The sequence below is a fragment of the Isoptericola sp. b408 genome, from assembly GCF_030588085.1.
Lineage (GTDB): Bacteria > Actinomycetota > Actinomycetes > Actinomycetales > Cellulomonadaceae > Isoptericola > Isoptericola sediminis.
Map to the genome: position 1 here is coordinate 161490 of NZ_JAUQYQ010000003.1, position 15515 is coordinate 177004.

Consider the following 15515-nt stretch of genomic DNA (forward strand, 5'->3'; position numbering starts at 1 on the left):
ACCTGATCGTTCCATGGATTGATGGAATGACCGTACCAGGGGCCGACGACCGTCGTCCCGTCCTACCGGTCGACGGCGTCTCCCGTGGTGGAGGGCACGAGGCACAGCAGTCGCGTCCGGTCGCGGTCCCGGGCGCGTTCCAGCCGGCTCAGGGCGCGGGGCGTCGCCACGGTCGCGCGGTGCTGCGGTCCGACGGCGAACAGCGGAACCACGGTGCCCGATCCAGCGGTGGCGGCCTCGACGGGCAGCCAGGTCAGCGCCTCCTCGCCGTGGCCCACGGAACGCAAGGTGGCGAGCGTGACGTCCGTGCCGAACGCCCGCCGCCGGGCGGGCATGCGCCGCCGCCACGCGGCGCCGATCCCTTGGACGGTGTCCCCGGCGCGGCCGGGCACGTAGTGCACCCGGCTCGACCCCAGCACCCCGGCGGCGAGTCCCATCGCCACCGCGTTGTGCTCGACCGAGCCGCCGGTCACGACGGCGGAACCGATGCCGGCGTCCGCGAGCATGACGGGCAGCTCGTCGGCGTCGAGTCCTTCGGCGAAGAGGTCGTACGGGCGCTCCTGCTCGGCAGGCTCCGCGACGTCGCCGGTCACCACGACGACGGGGACGCCGGCCTCGGCGAGGCGCGTCGCCAACGGGCGTGCGACGGCCTCGGGGCCGAAGAACGCCACGCCGCCCGGGACCCGGCGACTGACGCCGAGCAGACGCGCCACGACCGGTGAACCGAACCCGTACACGATGCCGGCCCCGATGATGACCGCGAAGGTGACGGGCACGACCGGTCCCGGATCGAGCCCTGCGGCCGACAGGGAGATCGCGTAGGCCGACACGGTGGACGCCGCGACGACGCCCCGGGGCGCCACGGAGGCCACGAAGCCGCGCTCGGCCCGGGTCAGCGAGGTGCGCACCGTGCTGAGGAGCGTGGCCAGCGGACGGGCCGCGAGCACCAGCACGCCGAGCAGGACGAGCGAGGGGACGAGGACCGCACGCAGGTCGTCGAGCTGGATCTGCGCAGCGAGCACGATGAACAACACGCCGATGACGAGGGTTCCGACGGTCTCCCCGAAGGAGCGGACCCGGGAGACGAAGGCCCACCGCTGGTTGGCGAGGACCAGCCCTGTCGTCAGGGTGGCGAACAGTCCCGCCTCGGGAAGCAGCGAGGTGGCCACGACGAAGACGGCGACCGCCATCATGAACGCCACCGGGACCTGCAGGTCGTCGGGCACGAGGAAGTACCGCAGGGAGGCCACGAGCACCATGGCACCGGCGAGACCGACGGCGATGCCGAGGCCGGCCGTGGCGAGGAGCTGGCCGGCCCCCTCGAGGACGGCTCCCGAGGTGACGACGGTCAGCACAGCGACGCCGAGGGCCGCACCGATCGGGTCGAGGAGCGTCCCTTCCCAGGTCAGCAGCTTGCTGAGTGCGGACGACGGACGTGCTTGCGCCAGGATCGGTCCGACGACGGTCGGTCCCGAGACCACGAGGACGGCCCCGAGGAGCACCGCGACGCCCGGTGCGAGCCCGAACACGAGGTAGGACGCCGCGGCGCCGACTGCCCAGGTGACGACCAGCCCGACGGTGACCAGCCGCAGGACGACCGTACGGCTCTGACCGATGTCGGCGAAGCGGAGCGAGAACCCGGCGTCGAAGAGGAGCAGCCCGACCGCGAGGGTGATCAGCGGGTCGAGGCTGTCGCCGAAGAGGGCCGGCGGGTCCACGAGGCCGGTGACCGGACCGGCGAGGATGCCCGCGAACAGCAGCAGCACGATGGCGGGGGCGTGCAGGGTGCGCGCCAGCCACTGGGCGCCGACGCCGAGGGCGACCACGGTACCCACGTTCACGAACACGTCCACGTCGTCCACGACGGATCCCTCCCGGGCCGCGCCGGCAGACGCCGCCGTACTCAGTGAACCGCCGCCCGCGCCCGGGCGCACGGGGACGGGTTCCCGGTCGGTCGCGGTGGCCGGGCCGTGCGGAACCGGGTCAGGCGGCGCGCACGGCGGCGGCGATGTCGCCGGGGGACCCGTGGAAGGGGGTGCCGTGCCCGGGCAGGACCCACGAGGCGCTGAGGTCGGCGAGCCGGTCGAGGGAGGCCAGGGCCGCTGCCGGGTCGTCCGTGAAGGGGGCGGGCTGCGCGCCCTCGCGCCCGGTGAGCACGTGACGGGTCGTGAGGGCGTCGCCGACGAACACGGCGTCCACGGCCGGCACGTGCACGGCGATGCTGCCGGGGGAGTGCCCGGGCAGCCCGACGACGACCGGGCGGCCCGGCAGGTCGAGCGTCTCGCCGTCGGTGACCGTCACGACGTCCTGCACGTACCGGGTCCGCAGCCCGTTCTTGGACAGGCTGTAGGCCAGGAAGCCGACCATCGGGCCGAACCGTGCGGGGCCCATCGGGACCTTCGGCTTCTCCCCGGTGCGCACCCGGTGCGCGTCGGCGTCGTGGACCAGGACCGGGACCCCGGCCTCGCGGCGCAGACGTTCGGCGAAGCCGATGTGGTCGGAGTCCCCGTGCGTGAGCACGACGCCGCGGACGTCGGAGAGCGGGCGGCCGATCGCGTCCAGCTCGCGGTGCAGGTCGCGCCAGTGACCGGGCAGCCCGGCGTCCACGAGCGTGATCCCCTCCGGCAGGTCGACGAGGTACGAGGCGACGATGTCGTTGCCCAGGCGGTGCAGGTGCGGTGCGATCTTCATGGCGGACCTCTCTCGGTTGACATGGCTACGGTACGTAGCCATGATGGCTAACGTCAATAGCCAAAGGAGGGCGGACGTGCCGACACCCCGACGCACGACGAACGCGCAGGTCGTCGCTGCCGCGCAGGAGGTCCTCGAGGCCGCCGGGCCGGCGGGGCTCACCATGCAGGCCGTCGCCACGCGTGTCGGTGTCCGTGCCCCCTCGCTGTACAAGCGGTTCCACGACCGGGAGGCGTTGGTCGCCGCGGTGAGCCGGGCGTCCGTCGAGGAGCTCGGCCGGTGCCTCGAGGCGGCGGCACCCGAGCTCGAGGCTCTCGCCGTCGCCTACCGCGCCTTCGCCCATGAACGGCCCGAGGCGTTCCGGCTGATCTTCGCCGTCTCGGCCCCGCAGGAGGTCCTGCGGCGCGCAGCGGGGCCCGTCGTGGACGCGTGCGCCCTCGTCGTCGGTGAGGATCACGCGCTCGACGCGGCCCGGCTGTTCACCGCGTGGGCGACCGGGTTCCTGCACATGGAGCTCGCCGGAGCGTTCCGGATGGGTGGGGACATCGACCAGGCCTTCGACTACGGCCTGCGCCACCTCGTGGCCGGACTGCGGGCCTGACCTCGCCCGGCTCGGGGTCGGCGCCCTCGCCACCCCGCACCGGACGCCGGCGTCCGGTCAGCGGGACTCGTCCGGCGAGGACGGCGGATCGGCCGTATGGTCACGGAAAGGCGTCGCTGTCAAAACGGCTCGACAGGCGCAATTCCCTCCATCATCGCCATTCCATAACATGGAAATAGGACGAATATGTGATGGAATCTGAACGGTGTTTCTTCGCGGTTTCGGCGCAACCGCCGCGTTCGTCGCCCGTGATTCTTGGCAGTCTCAGATCCATAACGATCACCTCCAATTCCGGAAAGTGGCATTTTCGGCTGCGGATCGCTGGGTACGGTGTGGCGAACACCACGGACCCTCCGGCGGTGAGGTTGGCCACTCGCAACTCGAGCGGTCGGTCACGCCAGGCGGGGGGCCCTTCCCATGAGGAGGAACCCAGTGAAGATCAGGCGTGCAAGCGCGGCCGTCGCGGCCGTCGCCACCGGCGCACTCCTGCTGTCGGCCTGCTCCAGCCCGGCAGCGGACGACCAGCCGGAGACCGAGGAGTCGATGGCGGAGGAGTCCGCCGACACCGAAGAGATCAGCGACCCCTGCAAGGTCGACACCGGTGTCACCGAGTCCGCGGACGGCGAGATCCAGTACTCCGCCGGCGAGGTCCAGTGGGCGGGCTACAACGGCCTGCTGCCGGACACCTACTCGACGTACAACTCCGTCGTGAATGACCGCATGATGGGCGGCTTCATGTACTTCGGCGTCGACGGCACCATCTGCCAGGACGAGGAGTACGGCACGTTCGAGGCCATCTCCGAGGACCCGCTGCAGGTGGAGTACACCCTCGCGGACGACGCGGTGTGGTCCGACGGCACCCCGATCACCTACGCCGACTACCTGCTCGACTGGGCCACCCAGGCGATCACCGCCGACGGCGCGGTCACCGAGGACGCCTCGGAGGAGCCGCTGTTCAACCACGTCTCCGGCCTGACCCTGGGTGACTACGTCCCCGAGGGCCCGCAGGCGGACTCGCCGGACGCCAAGTCGTTCCAGTACGACTACGAGCGCGTCTACGCCGACTGGCAGCTGAACGTCTCGGGCGCCTTCCCGGCCCACATCGTGGCCGACCAGGCCGGCGTCAGCCTCGAGGAGCTCGTCACGGCCATCGAAGAGGTCGACATGTCGGTCCTCAAGCCGGCGGCCGAGTTCTGGAACACCGGCTGGCTGTCCTCGACCCCGGGCGAGCTGCCCGACCCGGAGACGGTCCCGGTCTCGGGTCCGTACATGCTCAAGGAGGACGGCTGGATCGCCGGTCAGTCCATCACCCTGACGGCCAACGAGAACTACTGGGGCACGCCGCCCGCGACGAAGGAGCTCACGTTCCGCTTCGCCGCCGCGGACACCCACGTGCAGGCGCTGCAGAACGGTGACCTCGACGTCATCGAGCCGCAGGCCACCGTCGACACGATCCCGCAGCTCGAGCAGATCGGCTCGTCCGTCGAGGTCCTCACCGGTCAGACCCTGATCTGGGAGCACCTGGACTACAACTTCGGCGACAGCTCGGTGTTCGCCGACAACCTGGCCGCCCGTGAGGCGTTCGCCTACTGCGTGCCGCGTCAGAAGATCGTCGACGACCTGATCAAGCCGATCGACGAGAACGCGGTCGTCATGAACGCCCGCGAGGTCTTCCCGTACCAGACCGAGAAGTACGACGAGGTCACCGCCGAGTCCTACGACGGCCGTTACGACGAGGTCGACCTGGAGATGGCCACCGAGAAGTTCGAGGAGGCCGGTCTCGAGGAGGGCACCGAGATCCGCATCGGTTACTCCGCGCCGAACCCGCGTCGTGCCGACGAGGTCGCCGCCATCAAGTCGTCGTGCGACCAGGTGGGCTTCAACATCGTCGACGCCGGTGACCCGGAGTTCTTCGCCGCCGGTGGTGCGCTGGAGACCGGTGACTGGGAGATCGCCCTGTTCGCCTGGGCCGGTTCCGGCCAGATCGCCTCCGGCCAGAACATCTACGCCACGGGTCGCCCGCAGAACTTCAGCGGCTACTCGAACGAGACGGTCGACGAGGCCTGGGAGACCCTGGCCTCCACGGTCGACGAGTCGGTCCACCTGGAGCAGACCAAGGTGATCGAGAAGGAGCTGTGGGACTCGCTGTTCGGTATCCCGCTGTTCGCTCACCCGGGTGTCGTCGCGCACTCGGCCGACCTGGAGAACGTCCGCTTCACCGCGGCCCAGGACGGGATCGTCTGGAACGCCGAGCAGTGGTCTCGCGCCTCCTGACGTCCTGACGTCCTGACCGCCTGACAGGCAACGTGTGGGGGCAGGGAAGACCTCCCTGCCCCCACACGCCTGCCTTGACCGTAAAGGGGCACAACGTGCTCAAGTTCATCCTTCGACGCCTGGGGATCTCGTTCCTCGTGCTGTGGGCGGCCTCGCTGCTCATCTTCGTGCTCACGATCAACTCGGGTGACCCCCTGGCAGATCTGCGCGAGTCCAACGCCGAGAACCGAGACAGCCTCATGGCCCTGCGCACCGCGCAGATGGGGCTCGACCAGCCCTGGTACGAGCGGTACCTCGAGTGGCTGTCCGGCGTGGGTGGCTGCTTCACCGGCAGCTGCGACCTCGGGACGACAGTCAACGGCGCCAACGTCCTCGACCTCACCGCGCAGGCCGCCGGTTCGACGCTGCGGCTCGTCACGCTCGCCACGCTGCTGGCGATCGTCGTCGGCATCGCCGCGGGCATCGTCTCGGCGATCCGGCAGTACGCCGGGTTCGACTACACCGTCACCTTCCTCGCCTTCCTCTTCTTCTCGCTGCCCGTCTTCTGGGCGGCGGTGCTCCTCAAGGAGTACGGCGCGATCCGCTTCAACGACTGGATCGCCAGCGGCGACATGGAACCACCGATGATCCTCGGCTTCGCCCTGTTCGCCGGGCTGATCATCCCCGCCGTCCTCGGCGGGCCGTGGCGACGTCGGATCTACACCGGCGCGGCCACCTTCACCTTCGTCGCGGTCCTGCTCTACGTGCTCAACGTCCTGAACTGGTACCGCGCCCCGTTCTTCGGTCTCGGGATGGTGCTGCTGACCTCGCTGGGCGCAGCCGTCCTGGTGACGGCCATCATCGCCGGGCTCGGCAACCGCCGGGTGCTCTACGCGGCCCTGACGACGGCCGTCGTCGGGACGCTGAGCTACCTGCTCTTCAGCGGGATCCTGCTCGAACCGACCTGGCCGCAGCTCATCGGGCTCTTCGTGCTGGCGATCGCGGTGTCGATCGGGATCGGCGCCGCGTGGGGTGGTTACGCCCGCAAGCAGGCGATGTTCATCTCCGCGGTCACCGGGATCATCACCTCCGGTGTGATCGTCTTCGACATCCTGGTGGCGCACTGGGCCGGGTTCCTGCAGCTCAAGTCGCGGCCGATCTCGACGATCGGGTCCCAGACGCCGAACTTCACCGGCGACTTCTGGGAGTCCGTGCTCGACTCGGGCCTGCAGCTCATCCTGCCCACGATCGTGCTGACCCTGGTCTCGGTCGCCTCGTACTCCCGGTACACGCGGTCCTCGATGCTCGAGGTCATGAACCAGGACTACGTGCGCACGGCCCGGTCCAAGGGCCTGTCCGAGCGGGCGGTCATCACCAAGCACGCCTTCCGCAACGCGCTGATCCCGATCACCACCATCGTGGCCTTCGACTTCGCGGGCCTCATCGGCGGTGCGATCATCACCGAGCGCGTCTTCGGCTGGCGGGGCATGGGTGCGATGTTCCAGGAGGGGCTGAACCGGGTCGACCCCGACCCGGTGATGGCGTTCTTCCTGGTGACGGGCACCGCGGCGGTGCTGATGAACATGCTCGCCGACATCGCCTACGCCTACCTCGACCCACGGATCCGGCGGTGAGACCCATGACCGGACCCCGTACGCACCACACCTGCGGAGCGCACCATGACTGAACTCCAGAATCCGCCGGCCGAGGAGAAGTCCTACAGCCAGGGCCAGCTCGTGCGGATGCGGTTCTTCCGCCACAAGGGCGCCATCATCTCGATGGTGGTCATGGCGCTCGTGATCCTCGTCGCCTTCACGTCCATCGGTATCGGGCCCATCCCGGGCTGGTGGGACAAGGTGCCCGAGCTGCAGTACCCGAAGATCGACGACGGCTCCCCGACGTGGACGCACCCCTTCGGTCAGGACACGGGCGGCAAGGACTACTTCTCGCTCGTCATGCTGGGCACCCAGAAGTCGCTGATCATCGCCTTCGGGGTGGGGCTCATCTCGACCGTCATCGGGACGCTCGTCGGCGCGCTGGCCGGGTACTTCCGGGGGTGGATCGAGTCGGTGCTCATGCGCATGACCGACCTGCTGCTCGTCATCCCGCTGCTGGTGCTCGCCGCCGTGCTCGGCAAGATGGCCAGCTCCTGGGGCATCTGGGGGTTGACGCTCATGCTCGGCATCGTCACGTGGACCGGGCTCGCCCGGCTCGTGCGCGGCGAGGTGCTCTCCCTGCGGGAGCGTGAGTTCGTCGTGGCGGCCTACGCCGTCGGCACGAGCAGCAGCCGGACGATCTTCAAGCACATCCTGCCCAACGCCATCGGGACGATCATCGTCTCGGCGACGCTGACGATCTCGGCAGCGATCCTGCTCGAGTCGGCGCTCAGCTTCCTCGGGTACGGCGTGCAGGCACCGGACACGTCGCTGGGTCTGCTCATCTCCGAGTACCAGACGGCGTTCACGACGCGCCCGTGGCTCTTCTGGTGGCCGGGACTGATGATCCTCGCCATCGCCCTGAGCGTGAACTTCATCGGCGACGGTCTGCGCGACGCGTTCGACCCCCGCCAGAACAGGACCAAGGCCTGATGACCACCCTCGACCTCTCCTCCGCACCGGACGCCACCATCCCCGGCGAAGCCGTGCTGTCCTTCACCGACCTCGAGGTCACCTTCGGCACCGAGTTCGGCGACGTCCACGCCGTCAAGGGCATCTCCCTCGAGGTGCACCCCGGCGAGGTCGTGGCGCTCGTCGGTGAGTCCGGGTCCGGCAAGTCCGTGACGTCGACGACGGCGCTCGGTCTGCTGCCGGGCAACGCCCGGGTCTCCGGACGTGTCCAGGTCGGCGACCAGGTGGTCGGCGACCTGGACCCGGCGGGTCTGCGCAAGATGCGCGGCAACGACATCGCCATGGTGTTCCAGGAGCCGATGACGGCGCTGAACCCGGTGCTGACGATCGGTGACCAGCTCACCGAGGCGCTGCAGCTGCACGGCATCGCGTTCGGCAAGCAGGCGATGGCCCGAGCGGCCGAGCTGCTCGACATGGTCGGCATCCCCGAACCGCAGCGTCGCCTCAAGCAGTACCCGCACGAGCTCTCGGGCGGGCAGCGGCAGCGTGTCGTCATCGCGATGGCGATCTCCTGCGACCCGAAGGTGATCATCGCCGACGAGCCGACCACCGCGCTCGACGTCACCGTGCAGGCCGACATCCTCGACCTGCTGCGGTCGCTGAAGGACAAGCTCGACACGGGCATCCTGCTCATCACCCACAACATGGGCGTGGTGGCCGACATGGCCGACCGCGTCGCCGTGATGTACAAGGGCGACATCGTCGAGACCGGCAGCGCCCACCAGGTGCTGACCGACCCGCAGCACGACTACACCAAGCGTCTGCTCAAGGCCGTGCCGCACCTCGGCGAGGGCAAGGGGCAGGACGACGAGGCGGTGGTCCGCTCCGCGGACACCGAGGACGCCGGCGGGAGCACGCCGGCCCTCGAGCTCGACCAGCTCGTCATCGAGTACCACCGGCTCGGCAAGCCGCCGTTCCGGGCCGTCGACGACGTCTCGTTCACCGTCGGCGCGGGGGAGATCGTCGGTCTCGTGGGCGAGTCCGGGTCGGGCAAGTCCACGATCGCCAAGTGTGCTCTCGGGCTCATCCCCGCGCGGTCCGGTTCCGTGCGCATCCTCGGCGAGGACTTCGGCGCGCTGCGCAAGAAGGAGCTCAAGGACCTGCGCCGTCGCATCGGCGTCGTGTTCCAGGACCCGGCGGCCTCGATCAACCCCCGCTTCCCCGTGGGTGAGGCCATCAACGAGCCGCTCGCCGTGCACAAGATCGGTGACCCCGCCTCGCGCGAGAAGCGGGTCATGGAGCTGCTCGACGCCGTCGAGCTGCCGCGGTCGTACTACAACCGGTACCCGCACGAGCTGTCCGGCGGGCAGCGCCAGCGCGTCAGCATCGCTCGCGCCCTCACGCTCGAACCGGAGCTGATGGTCGCGGACGAGCCGACGTCGGCGCTGGACGTGTCGGTGCAGGCGTCGGTGCTGGAGATGTTCCTCTCGCTGCAGCGCGAGTTCGGGTTCGCCTGCCTCTTCGTCAGCCACGACCTGGCCGTCATCGACCTCCTGGCCCACCAGGTGGTCGTGATGCAGGAGGGACGCATCGTGGAGAAGGGCACCCGGGACGAGGTGCTGCGCTCACCGCGCGAGGAGTACACCAAGCGGCTGCTCGCCGCGGCCCCGGTGCCGGACCCGGACGAGCAGCGGCAGCGCCGGGAGGACAGGCACCGGCTGCTGGCCGAGTTCGGCGACGAGGTCGCCGAGATCCGGCTGCGCGACCAGGCCTGACCGCTCGCCATGGTGCGCACCGCGTGGCGGCGTGCCGTCGCGCACCGCGGCCTCCTCGCCCTCGTCACCCTGCTCGTGGCCGCGATCGCGGCCACGAGCGGGGTGACCGCGGGAGCGGTCGCCGCCACGACGACGGACGCCGCCCGGGCGGCCCTCGGCGGCGGCTCGACGGCGTCGCTGCAGGTGACGACCCGACTCGCCGAGGACCCGGCGGCCCAGGACGCCCGGGTGCGCTCCACGGTCGCCGACCTGTTCGGCGACGCGCCGCTGCGCATCGACCGCGCCGAACGCCCCGACGGTGACGACATCCCGTTCGTCGAGTGGACCCTCGTCCCCGTCGTCGGCGAGGTCCTGCCCGCGGACCTGGCCGGGTTCGCCGCGGGCGGTAGCACTCTCCACGGTGCGCTGCGCGCCGCCGACGCCGTGGCCGTCCGCGGCCTGACCGTCGAGGGGGACCTGGCGCAGCGCGCGGCCGCCGAGCAGGAGGCCCAGGCCGCCGCCCGGGCGGTGCTCACGGTGCCGGTCGTGCTGCTGGTCCTCGTCGCCCTGGTCGCGCTGGTGCAGGTCGCACGCCTGCTCGCCCAGGCGCGGGAGCGGGAGACCGAGATCCTCGTCGCGCGCGGCGCCGACGGCCGGCAGATCACCGCCGCCGCCGGCCTCGAGGCACTCGTCGTCTGCCTGGGGGCCGCCACGCTCGGGACCGCGGCGGCCGCGGCCGCGCTGGCCGCGACCGGGTCGCCCCCGCCGGCGTCGACGGTGCTGGTGGCCGGCGGCGTGCTCACCGCGTTCGCCGGGACCACCGTGCTCACCGTCGTGACCGGCACCCGGGCCCGAGCGGTCGCGGGCCGCCGGGTCGCCGACCGGTCGGGGCGGCTGCGGCGCGCCGCGACGGCAGGCACGGTCGTCGGTGTCGGGCTGCTCGCTGCCGCGAGCACGTGGCGGCTGGTCGACCTGGGGTCGCCGCTCGTGGTCGCCGACGGCGGCACGACCTGGGACCCCCTCGCCGCCGCCGGACCGGCGGTGGCCCTGTCCGCGCTCGGACTGCTCACGCTGGCTCTCCTCGGCCCGGCCGCGCGGGCCGCGGCCCGACTGGCCGCGCGGCGCGACGGGGCCACCGCGGTGCTGGCCTCGCGGCAGGTGTCCCGTGCTCTGGGGGTCGCCGCGGTCCCGGTGGTGCTGCTGGTGCTCGCCGGGGGAGCGTCCGTCCTGGCCGCCGCCTATGCCGGCACGGCTCCGCAGGCCCGCGCCGACCTGGCCGCGCAACGGCTCGGCACCGACGTCCGGGCCGTCGTGGCGCCGGGTGCACGGCTCGCGCCGGGCCGGCCCCCGGTGCGGACCGAGCCGCTCGCCCGGACGGAGGGGGCGGCGGGAGCGATGCCCGTGCTGGCCGAGGACGCAACCGTCCAGGGAGATCCGCTCGGGCTGCTCGCGACCCCGGTCGGGGCCGTCCACGGGGTCGTCCGCCCGGCGTCCGCGGCCGACGCGACCACCCCGCTGCGCGGTCCGGACCCCTTCGCCGGCGCGCCGTCGCTGCCGGAGGGTGTCACCGCGCTGGAGGTCGACGCGGCGGGGCTCGCGATCGCCGACACGTCGCTGCTGGCTCCCCTCTACCGGGGTCGCGTGGACCCGACCCTGGACGTGGCCGTGACGCTGTGGGTCGCCGACGCGACCGGCAGCCTGACGATGCTCGACGCCGGTCGCCTCGAGCTCGGGGAGGAGCCGGTCGACGAACGGCTGGACGTGCCGTTGCCCGAGGGCCTCGCCGCCGCCGACGACCTGCGGCTGGCCGCCGTCGAGTGGGACCTCGACGGCGTCCTGGTGCCGACGGAGGCCACGGTGGCGGTGCGCGGGATCGACGCCCGGACCGCCGGGGGCACCACCCCGCTCGACCTCGCCGGCACGGCCTGGTCCCGCGCGGGGACGGCACCGGCCGTCACGGACGGGGACGTCCTGGGTGCGGAGCTGACCCTGGAGGAGCGGGACGGGACGTGGTTGCGCCTGGTGGCCCACGACGGGACGGCCGCCCCGGGGGCCACCGACCGCCCGGTCGTGCCCGCCGTGCTCACCCGTGCCGCGGCGCAGCGGTGGGACGCCGCCGTCGGTGAGGAGCTGGAGATCACGCTGACCGGGACCGAGGTCGTCCTGCAGGTCGCCGGGACCACGGACGTCGTGCCCGGCCGGCCGACGGCGGAGGCGGCCTGGGTCGACCTGGGCCGTCTGGACGCCGTGCTGCTGGCCACGACCGGCCAGCTGCCCCGGCCCGCCGAGGCGTGGGTGGGCGCTGCCCGCCCGGTGGACCCTTCCGCGGTCGGGGACCTGGCGCAGGCCGTCGAGGGCGCCCTGGGTGGTGCCGGTGGGGCGGACGGGACCGAGGTGCGGACAGCCGCCGACGTCATCGGGTCCGACGGCGGCTCCCCGGTCCGGCTCGCCATGGTCCTCGCCGCCGCCGGTGCGACGGCTCTCGCGGTCCTGGGGCTCGCGGTCGTCGCCGCGGCGACGTCCGCCACCCGCCGGCACGAGGTCGTGGTGCTGCGCGCCCTCGGCGTCGGTCCGCGGTCCCAGGGGCGGGGGCGCGCCGTCGAGCTCGTCGTCCTCGGCGCGGTGGGGCTCGGCGCCGGGGTCCTGGCCGGGGCCGGGGTGGCGGCGGTCACCGTGCCCGGTCTCGCGCACGCCGTGGTCCGCGGCGGCGTCGTCCCCGACCTCGTCATCAGCCCCGGCGTGCTCGCGCCGCTGCTCGCCACGGCCGCGCTCGGGGTCGTCCTCGTGGCGGGTGCGGTCTCGTCGCGGGTCGCCGCCCAGGCGCGGGACACCGCCTACCGGACGGAGGTGCGATGAGCCTGCTCCTGCTGGTGCGTCGTCACCTGCGCACCGCCGCCGGTGCGACCGCCGCCCTCGTCGCGGTCACCCTGCTGGCCGCCGGCACGCTCTCGGCGGTGCCGCGCGCGGTGGCGGCCGTGCACGCCGACCAGCTCGCCCACGTGACGGCGCAGTCGTCCCCCCTCGCCGCCGACCTCATCGCCACGACCCCGGCCTTCCCCGGGTACGGGGAGGGGTACGAGACGTACGGCGGCGTGCACCGCGAGGAGACCGGCGACGACGACGCGGGTGTGGTGCCGCCGGAACCGGACCTGGACGGCTACCTGGCCGCGCTGCAGGACGTGACGGCCGACCAGCCCGCGCCCCTGTCCGCCGTCCTCGGTGCTCCCGACCTGCTCGTGGCGGCGGACCGCACGGTCGTGGAGCGGGTCGACGGCAACGACGTCGCGCAGCCGGGCGTCGTGCCGCAGGCCGGGCCGTCCGCTCCGGAGCACGTGGAGGTCGTCGACGGACGGTGGCCGCAGGTGACGCGCGTGCCGTCCGACACGGCGCAGCTGCTGCCCGGTTCGGACGGTGTCGTCGAGTTCGAGCCGGACCCGATGGAGGTGGCGGTCTCGACCGCCGTCGCCGCCGAGCTCGACTGGACGCTCGGGTCGGTGCACGCCACCGGCGAGCCGCTCCTGCCGCCGCTGCGGGTGGTCGGCCTGTGGGAGCCCCGGGACGGTGCCGCCGACTACTGGACCCACGTGCCGCGCACGACCACTCCCGAGATCGTCTTCGACCCGAACATCGGCAAGATCGTCACGGCGGGCGTGTTCGCCGACCCCGCGACGCTGGGTGCGTGGGTGGACGCCCCGTCGACGCGGATCTGGTACCCGGTCGACACCTCCGACGTCTCGGCCCAGGGCGCGCCGGCGCTGCTGTCCCAGCTGCGGGGTCTGACGGCGCGGACCACCACCGTCGTCGAGGGGGACGCCGCGGTGCTCGAACCGGCGTCCGGCCTGCTCGACGTGCTCGAGACGACCCTGGGGCAACGGGCAGGGGTCGACGCGATCGTCACGGTGCTCGCGGTCGGTCCGCTGGGTGCCCTGGTGGCCGTCCTGGTGCTGGCCGCCGGCCTGGTGGTCGACCGGCGGCGTCCGACCCTCGCGCTGCTGCGGGCGCGGGGTGCCTCCATGACCGGGGTCCGTGCCGTGGTGGCGCTGGAGGGTGCGGTCGTCGGGCTGCCCGCCGCTGCCGTCGGGCTGGCCGTGGGGCTCCTCGTCGTGCCCGGTGAGGTGACGGTCGGTCAGCTGGCGGCGACGGCCGCGTGCGGGGTCGCCCCGGCGCTCGTCCTGGCCGCCGTCACCCCGGCCGCCGGGCTGCGCGCCGCCCGCGCGGACCTCGGGACGGTCCCGGCACGGCGCCGGCGGGCCCGCCTCGGCATGGAGGTCGCGGTCGTGGCGGCGGCCGCGGGGACGTCGTGGCTGGCGGTCGACCGCGGCGTCGTCGCGTCCGGTGCGGGGGCCGGCACCACCGGCGTCGACCCCCTCCTGGCCGTGGCGCCGCTGCTGGTGGGCGTCGCCGTCGCCCTGCTCACGCTGCGCCTCGTGCCGCCCGTGGTGCGCGCCGCCGAGCGGGTCGCGGCGCGACGACCGGGGATCGTGCCGTTCCTGGGTGCGGCGCGTGTGCGGCGCGACCCGGCCGGAGGTCCGTTGCCGGCGGTCGCGCTCGTGCTCGCCGTCGGGGTCGCGATGTCGTCGCTCGTGTTGTCCGGCACCGTGCGCCAGGCGATCACCGAGGAGGCCTGGAGCGAGGTCGGGGGAGACCTGCGGGTCGCGGGCCCCGTCGTCGACGCCGAGACCGTGCCCGCGCTCGAGGCCGTCGCGCAGGTCGACGCGGCGGCGTCCCTGGCCGACGCCGGCCGCTACCCGCTGGGCCGCGTCGGCAGCGGCACGCCGGTGACGGTCTGGACGACGGACACCGACGCCCTGGGACGCGTCCAGCGCGAGGTCCCGGGTGCCCCGAGCGGCCTGGACCGGCTCTCGACACCCGACGACGGCCGGCTCCCCGTCGTCGCGGCCGGGAACGCCGCGAGCGGACCGACCGAGGGGCAGGTGCTGTCCGGACCCGGCGGTGCCCGCGTGGAGATCGTCGTGGTCGACCGCGTCGACGCGCTGCCGGGCCTGCCCCCGTCGTCGGGTGCGCTGCTCGTGGACACAGCGCTCGCCGGGGAGCTGGCCGGGATCGAGCCGGGTACCGCACGACTCGCGCTGCTCGGCCTGGCCGACGGCACGGACCGCGCCGGCCGGGACCGGGTCGAGGCGGAGATCGCCGCTCTGCTGCCGACCGCCGTGGTCGACGACCCCCGGGCGGGGGAGCGGGCGCTGCTCGCCGCGCCGGCCACCGGCGGCCTGGCGGCGGCGTTCACCGTCGCCGTGGTGCTCTCGGTGGCGCTGTGCGTCGCCACCGTGGCGCTCATGCTCGTGCTCGGCACTCCGGCGCGCAGCCGGGTGCTCGCGGTGCTGCGCACCCTCGGCCTGCCCCGGCGCGCCGAGCGGGGACTCGTGGCCTGGGAGGTCGGCCCGTGGGCCGGCGCCGCGCTGCTGGCCGGCGGCGTGGTCGGCCTCGCGGTGCCGGCGCTGGTGGTCGCCGTGGTCGACCTGACACCGCTGACCGGGGGTGACGGTGCCCCGGCGCTGGTCGTGGACCCGTGGGGCCCGGTCGCGCTGGCGGCCGGGCTGCTGGTCGCCGTGGTGGCGGGGACGTCGCTGGTGCGGATCACCGGCCGGGGCCCCGGGACCGACGCGTGGCGGACGGCGACGGACTGAC

Annotated in this window: 9 protein-coding genes; 7 read left to right on the top strand and 2 right to left on the bottom strand. The window is 73.1% G+C overall.

Annotated elements, in window-relative coordinates:
* Nucleotides 1–62: 62 nt before the first annotated feature.
* Complete coding sequence (locus Q6347_RS09365; protein WP_304603444.1) at nucleotides 63–1862, bottom strand: sodium:proton antiporter; 1800 nt, start codon at nucleotides 1860–1862, stop codon at nucleotides 63–65.
* Between the two features lie 121 nt (nucleotides 1863–1983).
* Nucleotides 1984–2691 (bottom strand): MBL fold metallo-hydrolase, encoded by a 708-nt coding sequence (locus Q6347_RS09370; protein ID WP_304603445.1) that lies wholly within the window; start codon nucleotides 2689–2691, stop codon nucleotides 1984–1986.
* Between the two features lie 76 nt (nucleotides 2692–2767).
* Here Q6347_RS09370 and Q6347_RS09375 point away from each other — a divergent pair, with 76 nt between their 5' ends.
* The 7 genes from Q6347_RS09375 (at nucleotide 2768) to Q6347_RS09405 (ending at nucleotide 15514) form a co-directional block, all read left to right on the top strand.
* The gene (locus tag Q6347_RS09375; protein WP_304607207.1) at nucleotides 2768–3292 is read left to right on the top strand and encodes a TetR/AcrR family transcriptional regulator; all 525 of its coding nucleotides are present in this window, start codon (nucleotides 2768–2770) and stop codon (nucleotides 3290–3292) included.
* A gap of 432 nt (nucleotides 3293–3724) precedes the next feature.
* Entirely contained in the window at nucleotides 3725–5566 is a 1842-nt protein-coding gene (locus Q6347_RS09380) for an ABC transporter substrate-binding protein (RefSeq protein WP_304603447.1), read from the top strand.
* Nucleotides 5567–5661: 95 nt separating this feature from the next.
* Entirely contained in the window at nucleotides 5662–7179 is a 1518-nt protein-coding gene (locus Q6347_RS09385) for an ABC transporter permease (RefSeq protein ID WP_304603448.1), read from the top strand.
* A 45-nt stretch (nucleotides 7180–7224) separates the two neighbouring features.
* Nucleotides 7225–8133 carry an ABC transporter permease gene (locus Q6347_RS09390; protein WP_304603449.1) on the top strand — a complete coding sequence of 303 codons (909 nt, stop codon included), beginning with the start codon at nucleotides 7225–7227 and terminating at the stop codon, nucleotides 8131–8133.
* Nucleotides 8133–9887, top strand: a complete 1755-nt coding sequence (locus tag Q6347_RS09395; RefSeq protein ID WP_304603450.1) for an ABC transporter ATP-binding protein — start codon at nucleotides 8133–8135, stop codon at nucleotides 9885–9887. Before Q6347_RS09390 ends, Q6347_RS09395 begins: the two co-directional genes overlap by 1 nt.
* 9 nt (nucleotides 9888–9896) lie before the next feature.
* Nucleotides 9897–12722, top strand: coding sequence for an FtsX-like permease family protein (locus tag Q6347_RS09400; protein ID WP_304607208.1), 2826 nt, complete (start codon nucleotides 9897–9899; stop codon nucleotides 12720–12722).
* The gene (locus tag Q6347_RS09405; protein ID WP_304607209.1) at nucleotides 12719–15514 is read left to right on the top strand and encodes an FtsX-like permease family protein; all 2796 of its coding nucleotides are present in this window, start codon (nucleotides 12719–12721) and stop codon (nucleotides 15512–15514) included. Before Q6347_RS09400 ends, Q6347_RS09405 begins: the two co-directional genes overlap by 4 nt.
* Nucleotide 15515 lies beyond the last annotated feature (1 nt).

Excerpts from the sequence above, each read along its gene's own strand:
- Q6347_RS09395 (WP_304603450.1), top strand. The coding sequence starts at position 8,133 with ATGACCACCCTCGACCTCTCCTCCGCACCGGACGCCACCATCCCCGGC.
- Q6347_RS09405 (WP_304607209.1), top strand. The coding sequence starts at position 12,719 with ATGAGCCTGCTCCTGCTGGTGCGTCGTCACCTGCGCACCGCCGCCGGT.
- Q6347_RS09370 (WP_304603445.1), bottom strand. The coding sequence starts at position 2,691 with ATGAAGATCGCACCGCACCTGCACCGCCTGGGCAACGACATCGTCGCC.
- Q6347_RS09400 (WP_304607208.1), top strand. The coding sequence starts at position 9,897 with ATGGTGCGCACCGCGTGGCGGCGTGCCGTCGCGCACCGCGGCCTCCTC.
- Q6347_RS09390 (WP_304603449.1), top strand. The coding sequence starts at position 7,225 with ATGACTGAACTCCAGAATCCGCCGGCCGAGGAGAAGTCCTACAGCCAG.